Genomic DNA, 23,725 nt, shown 5'->3' on the forward strand with positions numbered 1-23,725 from the left:
ACACTCAACCTCACCGGCCCCGAAACCGCGTCCGTACGGCGCCTGGCCCAATGGCTCGGCAAAGAGTTCGACAAGGAACCGGTACTGGCAGGCGAAGAAGCACCCACCGCACTGCTCTCCGACGCAAGCCACTGCCACGCCCTGTTCGGCTACCCGGACGTCACCCTGCGCACCCTCGTCGAGTGGCAGGCCGACTGGCTGCGCCGCGGGCTGCCACTCTCCGGCAAGCCCACCAAATTCCAGGTCCGCGACGGAAGGTTCTGATCCACCCCATGTCCCCCACTCCCCCCGCCCAGTCCATACCCACCCGGCCCTCACCCGCCCTGGAGGCGCTCGCCCACGGCGCGGTGATCCCCGCCCACCCGCTGGCCCTGCACGCCGACGGCTCGTTCGACGAGCGCCGGCAGCGGGCACTGACCCGCTACTACCTCGCCTCGGGCGCGGGCGGGGTCGCCGTCGCCGTGCACACCACCCAGTTCGAGATCCGTGAACCGGAGGTCGGTCTGTTCCGGCCGGTCCTGGAACTCGCCGCCGAGACGATCGACGCCGAGGCCGGCCGCCCGTTCGTCAAGGTCGCCGGGGCCTGCGGGTACACGACGCAGGCCGTCGCCGAGGCCGAGACCGCCGCCGAACTCGGCTACGACGCGGTGCTGCTCAGCCCGGCCGTGCCCGGGGCTGACGAGAAGGGGCTGCTGGACCGGGCCCGCGCCGTCGGCGAGGTGCTGCCAGTGATCGGCTTCTACCTCCAGGACGCCGTCGGCGGGCGGTATCTGTCGCCGGGGTTCTGGTCCGCCTTCACCGATCTGCCGAACACGGTCGCGGTGAAGATCGCCCCGTTCGACCGGTACCGCTCGGCCGATGTCGTGCGGGCCGTGGCAGCCGCCGACCGCGCCGACGAGGTGGCGCTGTACACCGGCAACGACGACGACATCATCGGCGACCTGCTCACCCCGTACGAGACGGCGCACGGCACCCGGCGCTGGTTCGCGGGCGGGCTGCTCGGGCAGTGGGCGGTGTGGACCGGTTCCGCCGTGGCGCTCCTCGACGACGTGCGCAGGGCGCGCGGCGGGGACCACGAGGCGATGGTGCGCTGCCTGGCCCGCCGCCCCGAGCTGACCGACGCCAACAGCGCGGTCTTCGACGTGCTCGGCGCGTTCCGGGGCTGCATCGCCGGCGTTCACGAAGTCCTGCACCGTCAGGGCCTGTTGGCGAACATCCGCTGCCTGGACCCGGCCGAGACGCTGTCCCCCGGGCAGGCCGAGGAGATCAGCCGGGTGGCCGCGGCCTATCCGTGGCTGACCGATGACGCCTTCGTCGCGGAGCACCTCGATGACTGGCTCTCCTGACCCGGCGACCGCCCGCGACCGGGTGGTCGTCGCCGTGCCGCCCCCGCTGCGGGAGCAGTTCTTCGCCGCGGAGGTGTGGCGGGAGCTGGAGCGGGCGGCGGAGCTGACGGTCCTGGACGACCACCGGGACCGCGCGGCGGTCGCGGCCGCGCTGCCGGGCGCCCGTGCGCTGATCACCGCGTGGGGCGCGCCGAAGGTGGACTCCGGACTGCTGGCCTCGGCGGACCGGCTGGAGCTGGTGGCGCACACCGGTTCGGCGGTCGCCCCGTACGTCACCGAGGACGTGTTCCGGCGGGGCATCTCGGTCACCCAGGCCGGGGACGAGATGGCCCGCCCGGTCGCCGAGGTGGCGCTCGCGTTCACGCTCGCGCTGCTGCACCGCGTCCACCGCTTCGACCACGCGCTGCGCGGCGGGGCGCAGTGGGCGGCCGCGAGCGAGGCACCGCCGCGCCACGAGATCCACGGCAGCGACATCGGGGTCATCGGCGCCTCTCGCACCGGCCGCGCCTACATCGCCCTGGTCCGGGCGATGGGGGCGCGGGTGAGCGTCACCGACCCGTTCCTGTCCGAGGCGGACGCCGAGGAGCTCGGTGTGCGGTCCGTCCCGCTGGAGACGCTGCTGTCGCGCAGCCGGATCGTGGCCGTGCACGCGCCGGTCACCGAAGAGACGCACCGGATGATCGGCGCCGCGCAGCTGGCGCTGATGCCGGACGGGGCGGGTCTGGTGAACACCGCCAGATCGTGGCTGGTCGACGAGGACGCGCTGCTGGCCGAGCTGTCGTCGGGCCGGCTGGACGCGGCGATCGACGTCTTCGACGCCGAGCCGCTGCCCGTGGACCACCCGCTGCGCGCCCTGCCGAACGTCCTGCTCACCCCGCACCAGGCGGCGGGCACCGTCGAGTGCCGTCGGCGGCTCGGCGCGAGTGCCGTCGACGAGGTGCTGCGGCTGCTCGCCGGACGCCCCCCGGCGCACGCCGTCACCGTCGACGCCCTCGCCCGACTGCACTGAGCCCCCTGCGAAACCCCCGACACCCCTACCTCTTGAGAGAGTTCCTCCCATGCGACTGATGCGCATCGGCGAGCCCGGCCACGAGCGCCCGGTCCTCGTCTGCCCCGAAGGCCGTCACTACGACCTCTCCGGCATCACCGACGACATCGACGGCGCGTTCCTCGCCGCGCTCGCGGACAACCCGCACCTGGTCCCCGCCGAGCCCACGCTCCCCGAGGTCGACATCACCGGCCGGCGGATCGGCGCCCCCGTGGCCCGTCCCTCCGCGCTGCTCTGCATCGGCCAGAACTACGCGGCGCACGCGGCGGAGTCCGGCAGCGAGCCGCCCGAGCAGCCGATCCTCTTCTACAAGTCGCCGAACACGGTCGTCGGCCCGTACGACGACGTGCTGATCCCGCGCGGTTCGAAGAAGACCGACTGGGAGGTGGAGCTGGCCGTCGTCATCGGCCGCCGCGCCTCGTACCTGGACTCCCCCGCCGACGCCGCCGCGCACATCGCGGGCTACGCCGTCAGCAACGACGTGTCCGAACGCGCCTTCCAGCTGGAGGAGTCGGGCGGTCAGTGGTCCAAGGGCAAGAGCTGCGCCACGTTCAACCCGCTGGGCCCGGTGCTGGTGACGGCCGACGAGGTCGGCGACCCACAGCGGCTGCGGCTGCGCAGCTTCGTCAACGGGGAGCCGCGGCAGGACTCCAGCACCGCGGACATGATCTTCAGTGTGGCGCACCTGGTGCACCACCTGTCGCAGTACCTGGTGCTGGAACCGGGTGACATCGTCAACACCGGCACCCCTCAGGGCGTGGCGTTGTCCGGCCGCTTCCCGTACCTGGGGCCGGACGACGTGATGGAGGTCGAGATCTCGGGGCTGGGACGCCAGCGCAGCGTCTGCCGCCCCGCCTGACCCGGGCCGGGGGCGGCGCGGACCCCGGCCCGGGTCCGAACGCTCCTCAGTCCTCCGGGAGTTCGACCGGCGCGATGTCGTCGAAGACGTCGCCGGGGCCGGGGTTGGTCGGGTCGGTCGCGCCGCCGAACCGGGTCATCACACCCCAGACGGCGTTGAGCGCGGTCTGCACGGCGCCCTCGGCCCATCCGGCCGTCCAGGAGATGTCGTCGCCCGCGAGGAAGATGCCGCGCCGGTCGGCGGGCAGCCGGTCCTGCATGAAGTGGGTGAACAGCCGCCGCTGGTACCGGTAATGGCCCGGCAGGTTGGCCTTGAACGCGCCCATGAAGTACGGCTCGTTCTCCCACGAGACGGTCACCGGGTTGCCGATGATGTGCTTCCTGATGTCGACGTCCGGGTAGATCTCGCCGAGCGACTTCAGCATGACCTCCATGCGCTCGTTCGCGGAGAGCGGCAGCCACTTCAGGCTGTCGTCGCACCAGGTGTACGAGAGGCAGATGACGGCGGGCCGGTCGGGGCCGTCGTCCAGGAGGTACGTCCCCCGGGTCATCCGGTCGGTGAGCGTCATCGACATGCGGTCCCGCCCGGTCGGCACCCCCCTGTCGTCGACGGCCTCGTCCCGCCAGAACGGCCGGTCGACGGGGACGAAGAGCTTGGACGACTCCATGTAGTGGGTGCGCTCCATCGCCGTCCAGTGGTCGATCGGGAAGAGAGCGTCGTCGCAGTCGATCTTCGAGAGCAGCAGCCAGGACTGTCCGGTGAAGATCACGGCGGGATAGGTGCGGATGTCGCCGGCGGCGTCGGTGACGGTGATCCGGTTGCCGGCGGTGCGGTGCAGCCGGGTGACGGCGGGGCGCGGTTCGCCGCCGTGCAGCGAGGACAGCGAGGTGCCCAGCGGCCAGTGGACGATCTTGCGCGGTTCGCGTTCCCAGAGCCGCAGCGGGAGTTGCTGGCTGCCGCCGACGATGGAGCGGTGGTGGTCGTCCGCCTCGGTGTAGACGACGCGCAGGATCTCCAGGATGGAGTTGGGGAAGTCGGTGTCCCATCCTCCGGTGCCGAAACCGACCTGGCCGAAGATCTCCCGGTGCTTGAACGAACTGAAGGCGTCGGAGTCGCAGAGGAAGCCGTAGAAGGTCTGGTTGTCGAGCCGGCGGACGAGCCTCGACCAGAGCTCCCGGACGCGCGGCACGTCGCGTTCGCGCATCGCGCGGTTCATGTCCGAGAAGTCGGCGTCCTCCTCCAGGCACCGGTTCCAGGCGTCCATCACGTCCCGGTACACCTGCGGCAGGTCGTCGATGGTCCGCGCGTAGTGCGACTCGCCCTTGAGGTCGACGACGGTCGACGGGGTGGCCGGGGCGAGCGGGTTGGGGAACGGCCTGGTCTCCAGGCCGACCAGGTCGATGTAGTGCTGGAGCGCGGTGGAGGAGGGCGGGAAGCGCATCGCGCCCATCTCCGCGGTGAGTTCCCCTCCTTCACCTGCGGCGGAGCAGGTGTCGAAGCCGACGGTGCGCAGCCGGCCGCCGATCCGGTCGGCCTCGTACACCACGGGCCGCAGGCCCATCTTCATCAGCTCGTACGCGGCGACGATGCCGGACAGCCCGCCGCCGATGACGGCGACCTCGGTGCCGTGCCCGGTCGCCGGGATCTGCCCGAGCCCCGCGGGATGCGCCAGATAGTCGTCGTACGCGTACGGGAAGTCCGGTCCGAACATGGTGATGGGCTCGGCCGCCTCGGTGTGCTGGGCGGCGTTGGGCACCGTGGACGTCATGGGGTACGGACTCCTTGCGCGGGAACGAAAGCGGTGGAACGGGACGGTGTGGTGGAAGGGTGGCGGGCCCGGGCTCAGGCGAGGGAGCCGTACAGGCCGGGGCGGCGGTCGCGCAGATACGGGTTGGCCTCGCGCGACGCGCCCAGGAGCGCGGTGTCGACGTCGCCAATGATCAGTTCCTCGCCGCGTCCGGCGCGGGCGCGGACGGTGCCGTCGGGGCCGGCCAGACAGCTCAGCCCGACGAACTCGAACGCGCCCTCCGGGCCCGTGCGGTCGGCATAGGCCACGTACATCTGGCTCTCGAAGGCCCGTACCGGGACGAGCGATTCGGCCACGAACTGGTACGGGTGCATGAGCGCGGTGGGCACCAGCAGCAGCTCGGTGCCGGCGAGGGCGTGTGCGCGGACGTTCTCCGGGAACTCGACGTCGTAGCAGATCAGGATCCCGACGCGGACGCCGTCCAGTTCGGCCTGCACGACGGGGTGCTCGCCCGGGGTGAACCACTCCTGCTCGAAGTCGCCGAAGAGATGGGTCTTGCGGTAGTTCGCGAGCGCCGCCCCGTCCGGGCCGACGAGCCGTGCGGTGTTGAAGATCCGCTCGCCGTCGCGCTCCGGGCATCCGTACAGGACCGCGAGCCCGTGCCGGGCCGCGATCTTTGCGACGGCCCCGGCGGACGGCCCGTCGGCCGGCTCGGCCAGCCGGGCCACGTCGGCACCGATCGCGTACCCGGTCAGGAAGAGTTCGGGGCAGACCATGAGCCGGGCCCCGGCGTCCGCCGCCCGCCGCGCCGCCTCGTCGAGCGCCGCGAGGTTCGTGTCCACGTGCCCGGGGCGTCCGGAGCTCTGGAGCAGGGCGGTGCGCAGCGACGGCATGTCTGACCTCGGGCGATGGGGGCGGGGCGGGACGTATCGACGGTACGGTCCGCCGCTCGGGGCGGACAAGGCGCGACCGTTGCGCATCCACCGTCGATCCATTGCGCATCACGGGCCCGCGGCGGCGATTCATTGCGCCGGACGTCGTCGCAGGTCAGAAGGGTGACGCAGGTCTCGGCCGGTCCGCCCGGGCGGGGTCGGTCCGGTCGTCCCGGCGCACCGCGCCTACTGCGGCGGCCCCGACGTGTACCGGCGCAGCAACGGCGACAGCACCAGCACGGACTTGGTCCGCTCCACGTACGGCTCGCCCGCGATCCGTTCCAGCACCTGCTCGAAGTGACGCATGTCCGCGGCGAAGACCTGCACCAGCGCGTCGGCCTCGCCCGTCACCGTGGACGCCGACGCGACCTCCGGATAACGCTCCAGCCCCTGCTTGATCCCCTCCGGGGAGGTGTTGCGGCTGCAGTAGATCTCGATGTAGCCCTCGGTCTCCCATCCCAGCGCCGCCGGGTCGACCCGCACCGTGAACCCGGTGATCGCCCCTTCGGCGCGCAGCCGGTCCACGCGGCGTTTCACCGCGGGGGCGGAGAGACCGACGAGCGCGCCGATGTCCGCGTAGGAGCGCCGGGCGTCTTCGGCGAGGGCGTGGACGATGCGTTCGTCGAGGTCGTTCAGGCGCACGTCGGGCGGTTCACTTCTCTGCGATGGCCGGTTCGGGGGCGGCGCGGGCCGCCCTCCGAAGTAGAACACGCCACCGCCCCGCCGGGCGCACCCGGCGGGGCGGTGGGGAAGGGAACCGCGTCGCGGGCGCGACCCCGTCAGAAGGGGAAGCGCGAGCGGCCGTACTGCACCGAGATCCACTTCTGGGTGGTGAACGCCTCGACCATGGAGTCGCCGTTCAGCCGGCCGAGGCCGGAGCTCTTCTCGCCGCCGAACGGGACGATGGGCTCGTCGTGGACCGTGCCGTCGTTGATGTGGATCATTCCGGTGTGGATGCGCTGCCCGACGCGCACGCCGCGCTCGATGTTGCCGGTGTGCACCGCGCCGCTGAGCCCGTACGGGGTGTCGTTGGCGATCCGGACCGCCTCGTCCTCGCCGTCGAACGGCACGACGAGCGCGACCGGTCCGAACAGCTCCTGGGACAGGACGGAGGCATCGGCGGGCAGGCCGGTCAGCACGGACGGGCTCACCAGGTTGCCCTCGGCCCGGCCGTGCAGCAGGGCGGTGGCCCCGTCCTCCACCGCCTGGTCGACGAGCGAGGTGATCGCCTCGGCCTGGGTGGCGTTGATCAGCGGGCCGATCACGGTGTCCGGCGCCGCGGGGTCGCCGACCGGCAGCGACGCGACCTTGGCGACGAACTTCTCGGTGAACTCCTTCTCCACCGCCCGGTCGACCAGGATGCGGTTCGCGGCCATGCAGACCTGACCCTGGTGCACGTAGCGGCTGAAGACGGCCGCGTCCACGGCGTAGTCCAGGTCGGCGTCGTCGAGGACGATCAGCGCGCTGTTCCCGCCGAGCTCCAGCACGGCCCGCTTGAGGTTGGCCGCGCACACCGTGGCGACGTGCCGCCCCACCTTGTCCGAGCCGGTGAAGGAGATGACCTGCGGAACGGGGTGCTCCAGCAGTGCGTCGCCGATCTCGGCGATGTCGGTGACCACGACGTTGAGGAGCCCGGCCGGCAGCCCCGCGTCCTCGAACACCTTCGCCACCAGCGTGCCGCCGCAGACCGGGGTGTTCTGGTGCGGCTTGAGCACCACGGCGTTGCCGAGCGCCAGGGCGGGGGCGACCGACTTCAGCGACAGCAGGAACGGGAAGTTGAAGGGGCTGATCACGCCGACGACACCGACCGGCACCCGGTAGACGCGGTTCTCCTTGCCCTCGGTCGGCGAGGGCAGGATCTGCCCGGCGGGCCGCAGCGCGAGCTGGATCGACTCGCGCAGGAACTCCTTGGCCAGATGCAGCTCGAACGCCGCCTTCAGACGGGTGCCGCCGAGCTCCGCGACGATCGCGTCGCCGATCTCCTGTTCGCGCTCCTCGACGATGCGCAGCGCCCGCTCCAGCACCTGCCGCCGGGCGTACGGGTTGGTCTCGGCCCAGGCGTGCTGGGCGGTCTCGGCCGAGCGGTACGCCTGGTCCACCTCGTCGGCCGTGGCGACCGTGATCGAGGCGAGCTTCTCCCCGTTGTACGGGTTGAAGTCGATGATGTCCCAGGACCCCTTGCCCGGCCTCCACTCTCCGTCGATGTACTGATGGGCCAGGTCAGTGAAGAAGGACATGAGATCCCTTACCGCAGAGAGAGCCGGGCAACTGATTGCCGTTCATACTACTGAGGCTCCAAGGAAGTTGGGCCGTGGCTCAGGCCACCCAGGCACCGTAATCGGACAACCGTGCCCCGCCCCCGGGCGGGAAAGCGGTTGCCCCTCACGGCGCGAACGGCCGTGAGGGGCAACGGTGTTGTGACGGGCACGGGAATCGGCTCCGGCAGCGCCACGCCGCGGCGTGAGCGAGACCGACTCCCGTCGGTGAACCGCTTCATGGCGGTCGCCGGATCAACTCCAGCTGGCGTGCAGCGGCTTGCCCTCGGCGTATCCGGCGGCGCTCTGCACGCCGACGACCGCCCTCTCGGTGAACTCCTCCAGCGATGCCGCACCGGCGTAGGTGCAGGAGGAACGGACGCCCGCGACGATCGAGTCGATCAGGTCCTCCACACCGGGCCGGGCCGCGTCGAGGAACATCCGCGAGGTGGAGATGCCCTCCTCGAACAGCGCCTTGCGGGCCCGGTCGTACGCCGACTCGTCCGAGGTGCGGTTCTTCACGGCGCGCGCGGACGCCATGCCGAAGGACTCCTTGTAGAAGCGCCCGTCGGCGGACTGCTGGAGGTCGCCGGGCGACTCGTACGTACCGGCGAACCACGAGCCGATCATGACGTTGGACGCGCCCGCCGCGAGTGCCATCGCGACGTCGCGCGGGTGCCGGACGCCGCCGTCGGCCCACACGTGCTTGCCGTACTTCTTCGCCTCGGCGGCGCATTCGAGGACCGCGGAGAACTGCGGACGGCCCACACCCGTCATCATCCGGGTGGTGCACATGGCGCCCGGCCCGACACCGACCTTGACGATGTCCGCGCCCGCCTCGACGAGGTCGCGCACCCCTGCGGCGGCGACGACGTTGCCCGCGACGACCGGCACCCCCGGGTCGAGCGCCCGGACCGCGCGGATGGCGCCGATCATGGACTCCTGGTGGCCGTGCGCGGTGTCCACCACGAGCGTGTCGACGCCCGCGTCGAGCAACTGCTCGGCCCTGCCCGCGACATCGCCGTTGATCCCGACCGCGGCGGCGATCCGCAGCCGGCCCGCGGCGTCGGTGGCCGGGGTGTACAGCGTGGCGCGCAGCGCGCCCTTGCGGGTGAGGATGCCGACGAGACGGCCGTCCGCGTCGACCGCGGGCGCCAACTTGCGGTGGGCACCGTCGAGTTCGTGGAACGCGTCGCGCGGCGCGATGTCCGCGTCGAGCAGCATCAGGTCCCTGGACATGACCTCGGAGAGCTGGGTGAAGCGGTCGACACCGCCCAGGTCGTGGTCGGTGACGACACCGACGGGCCGGTGGTCCTCGTCCACGACGACGCCGGCGCCGTGCGCGCGCTTCGGCAGCAGGAACAGCGCGTCGGCCACCGTCTGGCCGGGCGTCAGCACGATCGGCGTGTCCAGCACCAGATGGCGCTTCTTCACCCAGGAGACGACATCGGTGACCACGTCGATCGGGATGTCCTGCGGGATGACGACGAGCCCGCCGCGGCGGGCGACCGTTTCGGCCATCCGGCGGCCCGCGATGGCCGTCATGTTCGCCACGACCAGCGGGATGGTGGTGCCGGTGCCGTCGGGCGAGGAGAGATCGACTCCCTGGCGGGAACCGACCGCCGAACGCCCCGGGACCATGAAGACGTCGTCGTATGTGAGGTCGTACGGAACCGAGGGGGACTCCGTGTAGCGACCGGTGCCGGGTTCAAGAAAACGCATGATGCTCATTTTTTCATACGAAACGGCGCAGGTCGCGTTCGCGAAGGCACAGCAAAACGCCCCGGCGCTCGTACGTTCCTCCAATGAGGACGCGCGGGAGCCCCGGGCGAACGGACCCCCTCCTCGGTCGCGTCACGCACCCGGCCGTCCTCGCATCATGCCCCGCGGCATTCGGAATCATTCACGATCATCATCCCTGGACCTGGCTGCAAGCGGTCGGGTAGCTTCAAAACCCGCAGGTCCCGTGGGTCACCACGACGCCCGGAGGAGGACGCGGAGGAGTCACAACCTCCGTCAGAGGTAAGACCGGAGAGGATCAAGGACCCATCGTGGACAGTGAACTGCCGGACATCTACTGCCCGTTCCCCCAGCGCACCAATCCGCACGTCCCGCACACTCGGGTCCATCTCGACACCTGGATCCACAACACCGGTCTGGTGCACCGGGATTCGGCCAGGGAACGCTTCGAGCAGGCGGACTTCGGAGCCTTCGTCGGCATGGTGTATCCGACCGCCGACGCCGAGAGGCTCGACCTCGTCGCCGACTGGTTCGTGTGGCTGTTCCTCGTCGACGACCAGCTCGACGACGGCCACCTGGGCCGCAGCCCGGAGCGGGTGCGCGACGTGGTGGCCGTGATGAGGTCCGTGATCGAGGGCAAGGGCACGGGGACCGTGCCGGAGGAGGAGCTTCCCGCCGCCGTGGTCGCCCTGGTCGACCTGTGGGAACGCACGATCCCCGAAGCCGCCGCGCACTGGCGCGCCCGGTTCGGCTGGCACCTGACCGAGTACCTCATGACGACCACCACCTGGGAGGCCGGAAACCGCGCGGACGGTGTGGTGCCGTCCGAGGAGACGTACATCGCCAAGCGGCGCCACACGGGCGCGATCCACGTGTGCATGGATCTCATAGAGATCGTCGCCGGGATCGAGGCCCCCGAGTCGATCCACAACGACTCCCGGTTCATCACCGCCCTGGAAGCCTCGTGCAACGTCGTCTGCTGGGCCAACGACGTGTACTCGTACGAGAAGGAACAGGTCCTCGGCGAGATCCACAACCTCGTCCATCTGGTCCGGCACCACCGCGGATACGGAAAGCGGGAGGCGCTGGAACACGTCTGCGCCGAGACCGACAGGGAGACCCGGCGGTTCCTCGCCGCCGAGGCCGAGCTGCTGAGCTCCTACCCGCAGCTGTCCGGGATGCTCCTGCCGTACCTGGACGGGATGCGGAGCTGGATGCGCGGCAATCTGGACTGGTCGCGCCAGACCCCCCGCTACAACCCGGCGGACGTGGGCCAGTACGAGGAACCGGATGAATACCTGGAGGCGACGGTCCTGGGCGTCGCCCGGGACTGACACCTCGCACTCCGCCCGCGGACCGTCCGGACGGTCCGCGGGCGGACGTCGTTCTCACGTCTCACGCGGTACGGACACCGTTCCCACCGTCGTACGGAAGCCGCCGTTCGTGACGCGGCGCGGGTGCGGCGGCCGACGACCGCGGGCCGGGCGACCGCACCGTTCCTGCCCCGTCCCCGTTCAGGCCCCGTCCGGGTCGGCCCGCTCCAGTGCCGGGCGCCTCGGCGCCGCCGACTCGGTCAGCAGGTACTCGGCCGCCGCCGTGTCCGTCACCAGGCTGGTGACCAGACCGGACCGCAGCACCGCCCCGATCGCGGCGGCCTTGCGCCGGCCGCCCGCGATCGCGACCACTTCCGGGATCCGGCGCAGCCGGTCGGCCTCGACCGTGATGCACCGCTCCCCCAGGTCCCGGCCGACCCGGCGCCCCTCCGTGTCGAAGAGGTGCGCGGACATCTCCGCGGCGACACCGAGCGAGGCGTAATGGGCGCGCTCCTCGTCCGTGAGCATGTCGTGGACGGTGGAGATGCCCGGCTCCCAGGAGCCGATGGACACCGCGGCGACCGTCACCTTGTCGAAGTAGTCGAAGGCCCGGGCGATGCCCGTCTGGTGGCGCAGCGCGGCGGCCGTGGCCGAATCGGGGAGCAGCATCGGCGCGTAGATCGGGTGGGCCTCGCCGCCCGCCACCTGGGCGGCGCGGCGGACCGCCTCGACCGAGCCGCGTTCGGCCGTCCCCGCGTCGTACACGCCGGTGAGCTGCACGACGGTGCACGGGGGCAGCCGGTCGAGGGCGGCGGCCATGTGGATCGTGGACCGGCCCCAGGCGAGACCGAGCACATCGCCCTCGGTCACCAGTTCGCCGAGCAGATCGGCCGCGACCTCCCCCAGGTTCTCCGGGTCGGGTGCGTCGTCGGGCTCCTCCGCGGGCGATTCGACGACCACCGCGTGACGCAGCCCGTAACGGGCCCGGAGCGCGTCGGAACGCTCGGCATCCAGCTCGGCGGGGACACGGATCTCGATGCGCACGAGGTCGCGTTCGAGCGCCGTCTCCAGGACCCGGGCCACCTTGAAGCGGCTGACACCGAACTCCTCGGCGATCTGGATCTTCGACTTTCCTTCGAGGTAGAAGCGGCGGGCCATGGCCGCCGCCTGCACCAGCTCCGCGGGCCCCATCCGCAGGGCGGACCGTCCCGCCGACATTGCAGACACCGCGATCTCCTCACTGCTGTTCACACTCTCGATACGCCGTTCATCCTGTCAGATCCGGCGATCCCTGATCGGTCCCGTCGGACCGCGTTCATCCGCCCTTGGCCGGGCCGACTTCCGTTCGGGGCCGGAGCGCGCTCCGGCCGTGGTTCCGGGTCAGTGGCGGCAGGCCCAGGCGGCCGAGGCGGTGGCCGCGTCGGCCTGGGCGCGCAGGGCGCGCACCGCCTCGGCGGGGTCCTCGGCCCCGTAGACCGCCGAGCCGGCGACGAAGACGTCCGCACCGGCCTCGGCGCACTGCTCGATGGTGGACCCGGAGACGCCACCGTCGACCTGGAGCCAGAGTTCGAGCCCGTGCTTGGAGATCAGCTCACGAGTGCGGCGGATCTTCGGCAGCATGATGTCCAGGAACGCCTGGCCGCCGAAGCCCGGCTCCACCGTCATGATCAGCAGCATGTCGAGCTCGGGGAGCAGGTCCTCGTACGGCTCGATGGGCGTCGCGGGCTTGAGCGCCATGGAGGCGCGGGCGCCCTTGGCCCGGATCTCCCGCGCCAGCCGCACGGGGGCGGCGGCGGCCTCCGCGTGGAAGGTGACGGATCCGGCTCCCGCCTCGACGTACTGCGGCGCCCAGCGGTCCGCGTCCTCGATCATCAGATGGCAGTCCAGCGGGGTGCCCGTGGCCCGGCTGAGCGCTTCCACGATCGGCACGCCGAGGGTCAGGTTGGGGACGAAGTGGTTGTCCATCACGTCGACGTGGAGCCAGTCGGCGCCTTCGACCGCCTTCGCCTCCTCGGCGAGACGGGCGAAATCGGCGGACAGGATGCTGGGGTTGATCTGGGCCATGTGCCAAGCCTGCCATGCTCCGCACCGGTTCCCCGCCCCTGCGCGGGCCAAAGCCTCACGGGATCGTTACAGTTCGCGGGGTCCGGGCCGCGCCATCCGCCCGATCCGGACGTTTCGGCCGTCGTGCGCGGGCCCCGGGCGGCCCGTGGACGACGGCCCGCCCGCCGGGACACCGCGCGGCGCTCCCCCGCCCGCTCCGTCGTCAGCCGGTGCGCCGCAGCAGCGCCAGGTACATCGCGTCCGTGCCGTGCAGATGCGGCCACAGCTGGACGTCGGGTCCGTCCCCGAGCGCGGGCACTCCCGGCATCAGCGGGCGGGCGTCGATCCATTCCGCCTCGACCGGCCTGCCGCCGCGCCCCCTGAGCACGTCCTCGACGACGACCCGGGTCTCCGCGAGATGCGGCGAGCAGGTCGCGTAGCCGACGACGCCGCCGACCCGTACCGCCGCCAACGCCTCGCGCAGCAGACCGCGTTGCAGCGGCGCGAAACCCTCCAGGTCCTCCGGACGGCGCCGCCAGCGCGCCTCCGGGCGGCGGCGCAGCGCGCCCAGTCCCGAGCACGGCACGTCCATCAGGATCCGGTCGAAGGTGCCCGGACGCCACGGCGGGCGGGTGCCGTCGGCGGTGACCACCTGGTACGGGCCGGGGTTGCCGGCCAGCGCGCGCTCGACCAGGCGGGCCCGGTGCGGCTGCTTCTCGGTGGCGAGCAGGGCGGCCCCGCGTCCGGCGGCCAGCGCACCGAGCAGTGCGGCCTTGCCCCCCGGCCCCGCGCAGCCGTCGAGCCACCGGGTGTCACGGCCCTCCAGCGGGGCGTGTGCGAGGGCCGCGGCCACCAGCTGGCTGCCCTCGTCCTGGACCCCGGCGCGCCCCTCCCGCACCGCCTCCAGGACGCCCGGCTCGCCGCCCTCGGCCATCCGCACGGCGTAGGGCGACCAACGGCCGGGCAGGCCGTTCTCCTCGCCGAGGGCGGTGAGGAGTTCCTCGGTCGTGGACCGGCCGGGGCGGGCGACGAGCGTGACCTCGGGCCGTTCGTTGTCCGCCTCCAGGAGGTTCTCGATCCCGGCCCGGCCGCCGCCCAGCGCGTCCCAGAGGGCGGAGACGACCCAGCGGGGATGCGAGTGCACGACCGCGAGGTGGTCCTCGGGGTCCTCGTCGTACGGCGGGGCGACACGCGCCAGCCAGCCGTCGAGGTCGTCCGCGGCGACCTTCCGCAGGACGGCGTTGACGAACTTGGCCCGCCCCTCGCCGAGCACCACCCGGGCCAGTTCCACACTGGCGGAGACCGCGGCGTGGGTGGGGATGCGGGTGCCGAGCAGCTGGTGCACGCCCATGTCGAGCACGTCGAGGACCGGCGGGTCGACCTCGCGCAGCGGCCGGTCGATGCAGGCCGCGACGATCGCGTCGTACGTCCCCTGGCGGCGCAGCGTCCCGTAGACCAGCTCGGTCGCCAGCGCCGCGTCCCGGTTGTCGAAGTCACCTGCGGCGCGGGCCTTCTTCAGCAGCGGGGGCAGGACGAGGTTGGCGTACGCGTCGCGTTCGTCGACCGCCCTGAGCGCCTCGAAGGCGAGGAACCGGACGGGGTCCTTCTTCGGACGGCGATGCGGCTTGGCAGGACGGCGACGCTGCTGGTCGTTCACGTGAAAGGTGCTCCGCTGGTGGTGAGGGGACGAACCCCCCAAGCCTACGTCGCCGTGCCCGGCCCCCGGGGCCCTCGGGGGCGTCACCCGACGGGCGCTCAGGCCCCCAGCAGCTCGCCGTGGGCGATCCGCACCCCGCGGGCCCAGTCCGCGGCCCGCATCGGCTTCTTGCCCTGCGGCTGGACCCAGAGCAGTTCGACGGCGTGCGACCCGGTGCCGACGTACACGTTGTTCTTCGCCGCCGACAGCTCGCCGGGCGCCAGGTCCGCGCGGTCCGTCACCGGGGTCACCTGGACCAGCTTCAGACGTTCGCCCCGGAACACCGTCCACGCGCCGGGAGCGGGGGTGCAGCCGCGCACCACCCGGTCGACCCGCAGGGCGGGCTCGGACCACCGCACCCGGGCGTCCTCGGCGGTGATCTTCGGGGCGAGGGTCACGCCGTCCGCGGGCTGGGGCACCGCGTGCAGCGTGCCGTCCTCGATGCCGTCCATGGTCGCGACGAGCAGCCCCGCCCCGGCGAACGCCAGCCGGGTGAGCAGGTCGCCGCTGGTGTCGGTGGTACGCACCTCCTCGGTGAGGACGCCGTACACCGGACCGGAGTCCAGCCCCTCCTCGATCAGGAACGTCGACGCCCCGGTCACCTCGTCCCCGGCCATGACCGCGTGCTGGACGGGGGCCGCGCCGCGCCAGGCGGGCAGCAGCGAGAAGTGGAGGTTGACCCAGCCGTGGGCGGGCACGTCGAGCGCGGTCCTGGGCAGCAGCGCCCCGTAGGCGACGACCGGGCAGCAGTCCGGGGCGATCTCCCGCAGCCGCGCCAGGAAGTCCTCGTCGCGCGGCCTGGCCGGCTTGAGCACCTCGATCCCGGCCTCCTCGGCACGCTCCGCGACGGGGCTGGCGACCAGCCGGCGGCCCCGTCCGGCCGGTGCGTCGGGCCGGGTGACGACGGCCGCCACCTCGTGCCGGTCGGAGGCGATCAGGGCGTCCAGGGCGGGTACGGCAACCTCGGGGGTGCCTGCGAAGACGAGCTTCATGGGTGGCTGACTGCCTCTCGGGCCGGAACGTACGGTGAACTGCGACGCGGGGGGGGCCGACCGGCACGGTGGGGTGACGCCGCTCCGGTCCGCCGGTCGGCCCCCAAGTCTATGGGCCGGGTACGCGGGGGGCGTACGCGTCACCGCGCGCCCCTCGGGGATGCGCTCGCGCCCCCGTACGTGACCAGATCACCGACTGTCGCGTTGGTCAAGAGAGATTGACCGAAGCGAGCCGCCACGTGCGGCCCGATCCCTTTCAACGCCGGTTCGAGAGGCTTCTTCATGGCCGACCACGCAACCCACGACGCCCAAGCGCGGGCCAGCCTGCATCTGTTGGTGCGGGACATCGAGCGGGTCCGGCGGCAGGTGGACGCGCTGCGCACGCTCACCGCCCAACTGGGCAACGTCTACCGACCGCGCCGCTCCGGCCCGTCCACGGGCTTCGTCGTCTACGGCAGGGCCCCGGCCCCCACCGTCAGGCTGGCCCAGGAACTGCGCGACAGCGTAGAGACCCTGGTCACCGCGGCGGTGGACTTCGACCGCTCGCTGGGATTCTCCTGGGACGCGGTGGGCTCCGCGCTCGGGGTCACCAAGCAGGCGGTCCACCGCCGCTACGGCGCACGCCGCAACGCCCGGCAGGCCGGAGCGGCCGAGCCGGCCGGGGAGGGCGCCGCGCCGCGTCCGATGCCCATGGCACCCGGCTCCGGCGGCACCCCGCCCCTGCCGGCCGTGCCCGCCGCACGCTCCATGCCCCCGCAGCACCCGGCGGACCGTCCGGCACTGCGCGAGGACCTGCGCCCCGGGGTCTTCCCCGGCCCGCGCAACGGCTGACCACCCCGTCCACTGCCCCGCCGCGCCCGACGCACGGCGGGGCAGCCGCATGCCCGGTGCTCCGGGCCCCGTCGTCCGTGGCGGACGGGCCGGGCACACGCGTGCCCCGGCGCCCGACCGCCACGCCCCCGGGTGCGCGGGCGGCGACGGCCGCGCCCGGCCCGCTCCGGCCCCGGGCCGTCAGCCGATGTCCGGCGGGTCCACCCGGATCCGGACCTGGTCGCCGCCCCCCCGGGAGAGCCGCGCCGCCTGCGCCGCCTTCAACGCGGACGCCAGGGCCGTGCCGCTTCCCGGCGGAACCCTCACCAGCGCCCGCTCCCAGGACTCCCCCGGCGGTGCGTCCCCGGGCCTGCGCGGCCTGCCCGGTTCGGTGCGCGGGAGCGGGACCGGGCCGAGCACCTCGGCCTGAGGCGGCAGCTCGGCGGCGGCGAAGAAGGTGGCGAGCGCGTCCGGCGAACCGGTCACCGACGCCATCCGCGACACCGGCGGAAAGCCCAGCTCCGCCCGTTCCGCCAGCTCGCGGCGGGCGTGCCCGACCGGGTCCCACCGCACCAGCGCCTGCACGGGCCGCAGAGTCGGCTCCGCGACGACCACCACCGTGCCGCCCTCCGCCCGGCCCCGCACCAGCGAGGCGGCGGCCGTCCAGCGCCGCAACGCCTCCTCGCCGGCCCGCAGATCGGGTCGCCCGACCAGCGCCCACCCGTCCAGCAGCAGCGCCGCCGCGTAGCCGCCCTCGGCCACGGGTTCGGCGCCGGGGGTGCTGACGACCAGCGCGGGCGTGTCCGGCACCGACTCCAGGACGTGGTCGCGGCCCGAAGTGCGGACCGGTACGGCGGGGAACGCCCGGCCGAGCTCCTCGGCGGTCCGGCGCGCGCCGACGACCCGGGCCCGCAGCCGGACGGAGCCGCAGGCGGCGCAGTGCCAGTCGGTCTCGGCGTGTCCGCACCAGGCGCATTCGAGATCCCGCTGGTCCGGTGCCTGGAGCGGTCCCGCGCAGTGCCGGCACCGGGCCGGTTCGCGGCAGCGCTCGCAGGCCAGCCGGGGCACGTACCCCCGGCGCGGCACCTGGACCAGCACGGGGCCCTCGCGCAGCCCGTCACGGACGGTCCGCCAGGCCAGGCTGGGGAGCCGGGCCGCCCGGGCGGCCCCGTCCCCCGCCAGTTCCCCGTCGCCCACGGTGCGCACCAGGGGCGCCGCGGTCCGCAGCTGTTCCCGGTCCGCGGCCAGCGGCAGCGCCCAGCCGCTCTCCACCAGCTGCGCGGCCTCCACCGTGCAGCTCGTGGCACCGAGCAGGAACGCGCACCGCTCATGCGCCGCCCTGAGTTCGAGCACCTCGCGCACGTGCGGGAAGGGGGCGTTGTCGTCGCTGTGGCTGGAGTCCCCGTCGTCCCAGACCGCCACCAGGCCCAGGTTCGCGACCGGCGCGAACATCGCGGCGCGCGTCCCCACCACCGCCCGCACCGAGCCGCGCCGCACGGCCAGCCACTCCCGGTAGCGCTTCTCCGGCCCGGAGTCGGCGGTCAGCAGGGCATGGCGCCCCTCGCCAAGCAGTTCGGTGAGGGCCGCGTCCACCCGGCCCGCGGCCCGGCCGTCCGGTACGACGACGAGGGCGCCCCGGCCGGAGGCGAGCGTCGCGGCCACGGCCCCGGCGATCTCGCGCGGCCAGTGCGGTCCGGGCAGCGCCGACCACACGGCCCGGGGCGCGCCGCCCTCGGCCAGGGCCCGCAGGAACGCGGGGCCCTGCGGGTACCGCTCCCAGCTGCCCGGCCGCGGCGGGGGCGGCGGGGGCAGGGGCGCGGGCGAGGGCCTGGACTCGGCCCTGCCGTTGCGGGGCGGCACGGCCAGTTGCAGCACGTCGGCGAGGCTGCCCGCGTACCGGTCGGCGACGGCGCGCGCGAGCGCGAGCAGTTCCGGGCTCAGCACCGGCTCGGGCGACACGACGTAGGCGAGCGCGGCGAGGGCCCCCGGGTAGTCGGATTCGGCGAGCCGCTCGACGAGGAAGCCGTCGATCAGTCCCCCGCCCTCGCGCCGTCCGCCGCGGACGTGGCGGGAACCGGCGCCGAACCGCACGCGCACCCGCACCCCGGGCCGGGCGTCGGCGTCGAGCTCCTCGGGCACGGCGTAGTCGAAGTACTGGTCGAGATGGAGCGCACCCTTGTTGACCAGGACCCGGGCGACGGGCAGTTCCTCGGCGAGCGCGGCACCGCGCCAGGTCCGCGGCTTGGCCCGCGGCACCTTCGCCTCGCGCACCGTCTCCCGGATCAGCGCGAGCTGCTCCCCGGCCCCGGGCCCGGGGTCGCCGGATCGCTTGTCGTCGCTGCTCACAGCCACATTCCTACCAGACCCCGCGGACAGCGCCTCCCGAGTCGGAGCCCGCCCCGAGGGCAGAATGCCGGGAGCACGCGCCGAGGCCCGGACACCCTGTGCGGTGTCCGGGCCCCGGCGTACGGCTGAGGGCTGTTCCCCGGGTCGTTACAGACCGGCCGCCTTGCGCAGCGCCTCCACGCGGTCCGTGCGCTCCCAGGTGAAGTCGGGGAGCTCGCGGCCGAAGTGGCCGTAGGCGGCGGTCTGCGCGTAGATCGGACGCAGCAGGTTGAGGTCGCGGATGATCGCGGCCGGACGGAGGTCGAAGACCTCGCCGATGGCGTGCTCGATCTTCTCGGTCTCGACCGTGGCGGTGCCGAAGGTCTCGACGAAGAGGCCGACGGGCTCGGCCTTGCCGATCGCGTACGCGACCTGCACCTCGCAGCGGGCGGCGAGACCGGCGGCGACGACGTTCTTGGCGACCCAGCGCATGGCGTAGGCGGCCGAGCGGTCGACCTTGGACGGGTCCTTTCCGGAGAAGGCGCCGCCGCCGTGGCGGGCCATGCCGCCGTACGTGTCGATGATGATCTTGCGGCCGGTCAGACCGGCGTCGCCCATCGGGCCGCCGATCTCGAAGCGGCCGGTCGGGTTGACCAGCAGCCGGTAGCCCTCGGTGTCCAGCTTGATGCCGTCCTCGACGAGCTGCGCCAGCACGTGCTCGACGACGAACTCGCGGATGTCGGGCGCGAGCAGCGAGTCGAGGTCGATGTCGCTGGCGTGCTGCGAGGAGACGACGACCGTGTCGAGGCGGACCGCCTTGTCGCCGTCGTACTCGATGGTGACCTGGGTCTTGCCGTCGGGGCGCAGGTAGGGGATGGTCCCGTTCTTGCGGACCTCGGAGAGCCTGCGCGAGAGCCGGTGCGCGAGGTAGATCGGGAGCGGCATGAGCTCGGGCGTCTCGTCGCACGCGTAGCCGAACATCAGGCCCTGGTCGCCGGCGCCCTGCTTGTCGAGGTCGTCGCCCTCGCGGCCCGCGGCGGAGCCCTCGACCCGCGCCTCGTAGGCCGTGTCGACGCCCTGCGCGATGTCGGGCGACTGGGCGCCGATGGAGACCGAGACACCGCAGGAGGCGCCGTCGAAGCCCTTCTTGGAGGAGTCGTAGCCGATCTCCAGGACCTTGTTGCGCACGAGGGTCGGGATGTCGGCGTAGGCCTTGGTCGTGACCTCACCCGCAACGTGCACCAGACCGGTGGTGATCAGGGTCTCGACGGCGACGCGCGAGGTGGGGTCCTCACGGAGCAGTGCGTCGAGGATCGTGTCGCTGATCTGGTCAGCGATCTTGTCGGGGTGGCCCTCGGTGACGGACTCCGAGGTGAAGAGACGGCGGGACACATCGCTCCCTGGGGTTGCAGCGGCTGCTGGCTGATCATTGGGCGGACCGCCCGGGAGCTGCGCCCGGCACGATCCGCGGACAGTTTATCGGTCGCTTTCGTCCGGCGGACAGCGCGTCTCGCTCCTTGGGAGTCCCGAGGCCCCCGAAAGGGCCCCTCAGGGCACGGAATCAGCCTCGCCGACATGCCCCCCGTGCCCGGTTTTCCGGGGGTTTCGCGGAGTGCCGGACCCTGGAACGAGATCTTCACCCCAACCGCGGCGACACGAGGTCCCAGACCGTGTCGGCGAGGGCTTCCTTGGGTCCGTGGGGCACCGGCGTCTCGGTGCCGTCGGCGCCGAGCACCACCGCCTCGTTGTCCTCGGACCCGAAGGTCCTGCGCTCGCCGACCTCGTTGACGACGAGGAGATCGCAGCCCTTGCGGCGGAGCTTCTCGCGGCCGTTGGCGAGGACGTCGTCGGTCTCGGCGGCGAAACCGACGACGATCTGCTCCGGCCGGGCGCGTCCGGCGGAGACCTCGGCGAGGATGTCCGGATTACGAACGAGCGCGACGGGCTCCGGCTCCTGCCCGTCCTTCTTCTTGATCTTGCCCGGCGCGTAGGCGGCGGGGCGGAAGTCGGCGACCGCGGCGGCCATCACGACCACGTCGGCGTCCGCGGCGGCCCTCAGCACCGCCTCGCGCAGCTGGACGGCGGTGCCGACGCTCACGACGTCGGCGCCCGCCGGGTCGGGCAGGCCGGTGTTGGCCTCGATCAGGGTGACCCGGGCGCCGCGGGCGACCGCGGTGCGCGCCAGGGCATAGCCCTGCTTGCCGGAGGAGCGGTTGCCGAGGTAGCGCACCGGGTCGAGCGGCTCGCGCGTGCCGCCCGCGCTGATCACGACGTGCCGGCCCGCAAGGTCCGGTTCGGCCGCGCCGCGGGTCAGCACCCGGCGGCAGACCTCGAAGATCTCCCCGGGGTCGGGCAGCCGGCCCTTGCCGGTGTCGACGCCGGTGAGCCGGCCGACGGCGGGCTCGATGACGACGGCGCCGCGGCGGCGCAGCGTGGCGACGTTCTCGCGGGTGGCGGGGTGCTCCCACATCTCGGTGTGCATGGCGGGTGCGAAGACGACCGGACAGCGGGCGGTGAGGAGCGTGTTGGTGAGCAGGTCGTCGGCGAGGCCGTGAGCGGCCCGGGCGAGCGTGTCCGCGGTGGCGGGGGCGACGACGACGAGGTCGGCGCCCTGCCCGATCCGGACGTGCGGGACCTCGTGGACGTCGTTCCAGACCTCCGTGGCGACCGGGTGGCCCGAGAGCGCCGACCAGGTGGCCGCGCCCACGAAGTGCAGCGCCGACTCGGTCGGGACGACCCGTACGTCGTGACCGGACTCGGTCAAACGGCGCAGGAGCTCGCACGCCTTGTACGCGGCGATGCCCCCGCTGACCCCAAGAACGACCTTCGGCTTGTCCACTGCGTCTCCCCGCACTCGTATTCGGACTCCCCCATGCTGCCGCACCTCGCCAGGTGCGGCGCCGTCGCCCCCGGACGCACCACAGGCCCGGCGGTCGTGGCCGCCGGGCCTGTGGTGGAGGTGCGATTCCTGCCTACTGCGCGGGGCCCTCGACGGCCTCGGAGGTGAGCAGGCCCGCGTTGATCTCGCGGAGCGCGATCGAGAGCGGCTTCTCGTGCACGTGGGTGTCGACGAGCGGACCGACGTACTCCAGGAGGCCCTCGCCGAGCTGCGAGTAGTACGCGTTGATCTGGCGCGCGCGCTTGGCGGCGTAGATCACGAGGCTGTACTTCGAGTCGGTGGCCTCGAGGAGCTCATCAATCGGCGGGTTGATGATGCCCTCGGGCGTGGTGATGGAAGAGGACACTCTCTGCCTTCCGAAGGGGGTGAGGATCAAAGAAACCTTTGACGGCGTGAGGCTCCGCGCTGGTGACGGTACCGACGTGTCCGTCCGTCACACATGCCGCGTACCCCGCACGTGCTGTCACACATGCCCGCGTACACCGCACATGCCCGGGTGGTTCAGTCGGTGCCGTCCGTGCCGTCGCTGCGGCCGGAAGCCTCCAGCATCAAGGCTAGCAGCTCGCGTGCCACGTCCTGGACGGAGGTGTTGACCAGCGTCGTATCGAACTCGGACTCGGCGGCCAGCTCAACCTTGGCGGCGGCGAGCCGACGCTCGACCACCTCGGCCGACTCGGTCCCGCGGCCGGTGAGCCGGCGGACCAGCTCCTCCCAGCTCGGCGGGGCCAGGAAGACGAGCCGGGCGTCCGGCATGGACTGCCGGACCAGCCGGGCACCCTGGAGGTCGATCTCCAGCAGCACCGGCTCACCGGCCTCCAGGCGTTCGAGCACGGCCCGGCGCGGCGTGCCGTAGCGGTTGCCGGCGAACTCGGCCCACTCCAGCAGCTCGCCGTTGGCGATCAGCTTGTCGAACTCGTCGTTGTCCACGAAGAAGTAGTGGACGCCGTCCTGCTCGCCCGGGCGCGGCTTGCGGGTCGTCGCCGACACCGAGAGCCACACCTCGGGGTGGGCCTTGCGCATATGGGCGACGACCGTGCTCTTGCCGACCCCGGAGGGGCCGGAGAGCACGGTCAGCCGCGGACGTACGTCCGGGGGTACGGGGGACGTCCCCCGGGATGTTGCAGCCATGGAGCGATTATCCAGGTTCTCGGGGGTGCCCGAGAACGTCAGGCGGCGCTGCCGCCGAACTCGCGCTCCAGGGATGCGATCTGGTTGGAGCCGAGACCCCGGACCCGGCGGCTCTCGGAGATGCCGAGCCGCTCCATGATCTGCTTGGCGCGGACCTTGCCCACGCCGGGCAGGGACTCCAGGAGGGCGGAGACCTTCATCTTCCCGATGACGTCGTTCTCCTGGCCCTGCTTGATGACCTCGTGGAGGGAGGCGCCGGAGTGCTTGAGTCGATTCTTGACCTCGGCCCGCTCCCGGCGAGCCGCGGCGGCCTTTTCGAGCGCGGCTGCGCGCTGTTCAGGGGTAAGGGGCGGAAGAGCCACGCCTACGTCACCTCGGATGTCGATCTGTCGGATACGGACCGGTGAGGAAGCTGTGCGCCCCACACCAGGCGAGCGACGCGCCACTCGTGCACATCGGCTCTCGACGGAGACTAGCGGCCCGGGCGGCCCGAGTCAGCGAGAACCAACGAAAAGTCCTGGTCAGCCTCTGCCGACCAGGACATTTCGGGCATAACATCCGAGTTTTTCGTTCAGAATTCACTCAACACAGT

20 protein-coding genes and 1 pseudogene are annotated in these 23,725 nt (G+C 72.6%); 6 read left to right on the top strand and 15 right to left on the bottom strand.

Annotated features, from left to right (window positions below):
• The 4 genes and pseudogenes from ACFYXM_RS17830 to ACFYXM_RS17845 form a co-directional block, all read left to right on the top strand.
• Window positions 1-264, top strand: a pseudogene (locus ACFYXM_RS17830) (epimerase); the annotation flags it as partial.
• 35 nt (window positions 265-299) lie between these two features.
• Complete coding sequence (locus ACFYXM_RS17835) at window positions 300-1,346, top strand: dihydrodipicolinate synthase family protein (RefSeq protein WP_389290536.1); 1,047 nt, start codon at window positions 300-302, stop codon at window positions 1,344-1,346.
• Window positions 1,330-2,355, top strand: coding sequence for a hydroxyacid dehydrogenase (locus tag ACFYXM_RS17840; RefSeq protein ID WP_389290296.1), 1,026 nt, complete (start codon window positions 1,330-1,332; stop codon window positions 2,353-2,355). Before ACFYXM_RS17835 ends, ACFYXM_RS17840 begins: the two co-directional genes overlap by 17 nt.
• 49 nt (window positions 2,356-2,404) lie before the next feature.
• Entirely contained in the window at window positions 2,405-3,253 is an 849-nt protein-coding gene (locus ACFYXM_RS17845) for a fumarylacetoacetate hydrolase family protein (RefSeq protein WP_389290298.1), read from the top strand.
• Between the two features lie 46 nt (window positions 3,254-3,299).
• Here the strand turns inward: ACFYXM_RS17845 and ACFYXM_RS17850 are convergent, their stop codons facing one another.
• From ACFYXM_RS17850 to ACFYXM_RS17870, 5 genes are all read right to left on the bottom strand, one after another.
• Window positions 3,300-5,021, bottom strand: a complete 1,722-nt coding sequence (locus tag ACFYXM_RS17850) for a flavin monoamine oxidase family protein (RefSeq protein ID WP_389290300.1) — start codon at window positions 5,019-5,021, stop codon at window positions 3,300-3,302.
• Between the two features lie 74 nt (window positions 5,022-5,095).
• Complete coding sequence (locus ACFYXM_RS17855; protein ID WP_389290302.1) at window positions 5,096-5,893, bottom strand: carbon-nitrogen hydrolase family protein; 798 nt, start codon at window positions 5,891-5,893, stop codon at window positions 5,096-5,098.
• Window positions 5,894-6,118: 225 nt separating this feature from the next.
• Window positions 6,119-6,574, bottom strand: a complete 456-nt coding sequence (locus ACFYXM_RS17860) for an Lrp/AsnC family transcriptional regulator (RefSeq protein WP_389290303.1) — start codon at window positions 6,572-6,574, stop codon at window positions 6,119-6,121.
• Between the two features lie 137 nt (window positions 6,575-6,711).
• Window positions 6,712-8,169, bottom strand: coding sequence for an aldehyde dehydrogenase family protein (locus tag ACFYXM_RS17865; RefSeq protein WP_389290304.1), 1,458 nt, complete (start codon window positions 8,167-8,169; stop codon window positions 6,712-6,714).
• A gap of 273 nt (window positions 8,170-8,442) precedes the next feature.
• Window positions 8,443-9,909, bottom strand: a complete 1,467-nt coding sequence (locus ACFYXM_RS17870; RefSeq protein ID WP_389290306.1) for a GuaB1 family IMP dehydrogenase-related protein — start codon at window positions 9,907-9,909, stop codon at window positions 8,443-8,445.
• 329 nt (window positions 9,910-10,238) lie between these two features.
• Between ACFYXM_RS17870 and ACFYXM_RS17875 the strand changes: the two genes are divergently transcribed.
• The gene (locus ACFYXM_RS17875; protein ID WP_389290307.1) at window positions 10,239-11,261 is read left to right on the top strand and encodes a terpene cyclase; all 1,023 of its coding nucleotides are present in this window, start codon (window positions 10,239-10,241) and stop codon (window positions 11,259-11,261) included.
• A 180-nt stretch (window positions 11,262-11,441) separates the two neighbouring features.
• Here ACFYXM_RS17875 and ACFYXM_RS17880 read toward each other — a convergent pair whose 3' ends face one another.
• From ACFYXM_RS17880 to fmt, 4 genes are all read right to left on the bottom strand, one after another.
• The gene (locus ACFYXM_RS17880) at window positions 11,442-12,458 is read right to left on the bottom strand and encodes a sugar-binding transcriptional regulator (RefSeq protein WP_073787572.1); all 1,017 of its coding nucleotides are present in this window, start codon (window positions 12,456-12,458) and stop codon (window positions 11,442-11,444) included.
• A 162-nt stretch (window positions 12,459-12,620) separates the two neighbouring features.
• Entirely contained in the window at window positions 12,621-13,304 is a 684-nt protein-coding gene (gene rpe, locus ACFYXM_RS17885) for a ribulose-phosphate 3-epimerase (protein WP_389290309.1), read from the bottom strand.
• Window positions 13,305-13,506: 202 nt separating this feature from the next.
• Complete coding sequence (locus tag ACFYXM_RS17890; RefSeq protein WP_389290311.1) at window positions 13,507-14,940, bottom strand: RsmB/NOP family class I SAM-dependent RNA methyltransferase; 1,434 nt, start codon at window positions 14,938-14,940, stop codon at window positions 13,507-13,509.
• Window positions 14,941-15,038: 98 nt separating this feature from the next.
• Window positions 15,039-15,971 (bottom strand): methionyl-tRNA formyltransferase, encoded by a 933-nt coding sequence (gene fmt, locus ACFYXM_RS17895; protein WP_389290312.1) that lies wholly within the window; start codon window positions 15,969-15,971, stop codon window positions 15,039-15,041.
• 282 nt (window positions 15,972-16,253) lie between these two features.
• Between fmt and ACFYXM_RS17900 the strand changes: the two genes are divergently transcribed.
• Window positions 16,254-16,802: a hypothetical protein gene (locus ACFYXM_RS17900; RefSeq protein WP_389290313.1), complete on the top strand. Its 549-nt coding sequence runs from the start codon at window positions 16,254-16,256 to the stop codon at window positions 16,800-16,802.
• A 180-nt stretch (window positions 16,803-16,982) separates the two neighbouring features.
• Here ACFYXM_RS17900 and ACFYXM_RS17905 read toward each other — a convergent pair whose 3' ends face one another.
• The 6 genes from ACFYXM_RS17905 to ACFYXM_RS17930 all read right to left on the bottom strand — a co-directional run bounded on the left by ACFYXM_RS17905 (window position 16,983) and on the right by ACFYXM_RS17930 (window position 23,495).
• The gene (locus ACFYXM_RS17905) at window positions 16,983-19,127 is read right to left on the bottom strand and encodes a primosomal protein N' (RefSeq protein ID WP_389290315.1); all 2,145 of its coding nucleotides are present in this window, start codon (window positions 19,125-19,127) and stop codon (window positions 16,983-16,985) included.
• A gap of 147 nt (window positions 19,128-19,274) precedes the next feature.
• Entirely contained in the window at window positions 19,275-20,498 is a 1,224-nt protein-coding gene (metK, locus tag ACFYXM_RS17910; protein ID WP_389290317.1) for a methionine adenosyltransferase, read from the bottom strand.
• Window positions 20,499-20,742: 244 nt separating this feature from the next.
• On the bottom strand, window positions 20,743-21,945 hold the full coding sequence (coaBC, locus tag ACFYXM_RS17915; RefSeq protein WP_389290318.1) for a bifunctional phosphopantothenoylcysteine decarboxylase/phosphopantothenate--cysteine ligase CoaBC: 1,203 nt from the start codon (window positions 21,943-21,945) through the stop codon (window positions 20,743-20,745).
• Between the two features lie 133 nt (window positions 21,946-22,078).
• On the bottom strand, window positions 22,079-22,351 hold the full coding sequence (rpoZ, locus tag ACFYXM_RS17920) for a DNA-directed RNA polymerase subunit omega (protein ID WP_030610454.1): 273 nt from the start codon (window positions 22,349-22,351) through the stop codon (window positions 22,079-22,081).
• A 155-nt stretch (window positions 22,352-22,506) separates the two neighbouring features.
• The gene (gene gmk / locus ACFYXM_RS17925; protein ID WP_389290320.1) at window positions 22,507-23,133 is read right to left on the bottom strand and encodes a guanylate kinase; all 627 of its coding nucleotides are present in this window, start codon (window positions 23,131-23,133) and stop codon (window positions 22,507-22,509) included.
• Window positions 23,134-23,171: 38 nt separating this feature from the next.
• Window positions 23,172-23,495: an integration host factor gene (locus ACFYXM_RS17930; protein WP_014157387.1), complete on the bottom strand. Its 324-nt coding sequence runs from the start codon at window positions 23,493-23,495 to the stop codon at window positions 23,172-23,174.
• Window positions 23,496-23,725: the final 230 nt, after the last annotated feature.

The sequence above is a fragment of the Streptomyces sp. NPDC002476 genome, assembly GCF_042889785.1.
Taxonomy (GTDB): Bacteria; Actinomycetota; Actinomycetes; order Streptomycetales; family Streptomycetaceae; genus Streptomyces.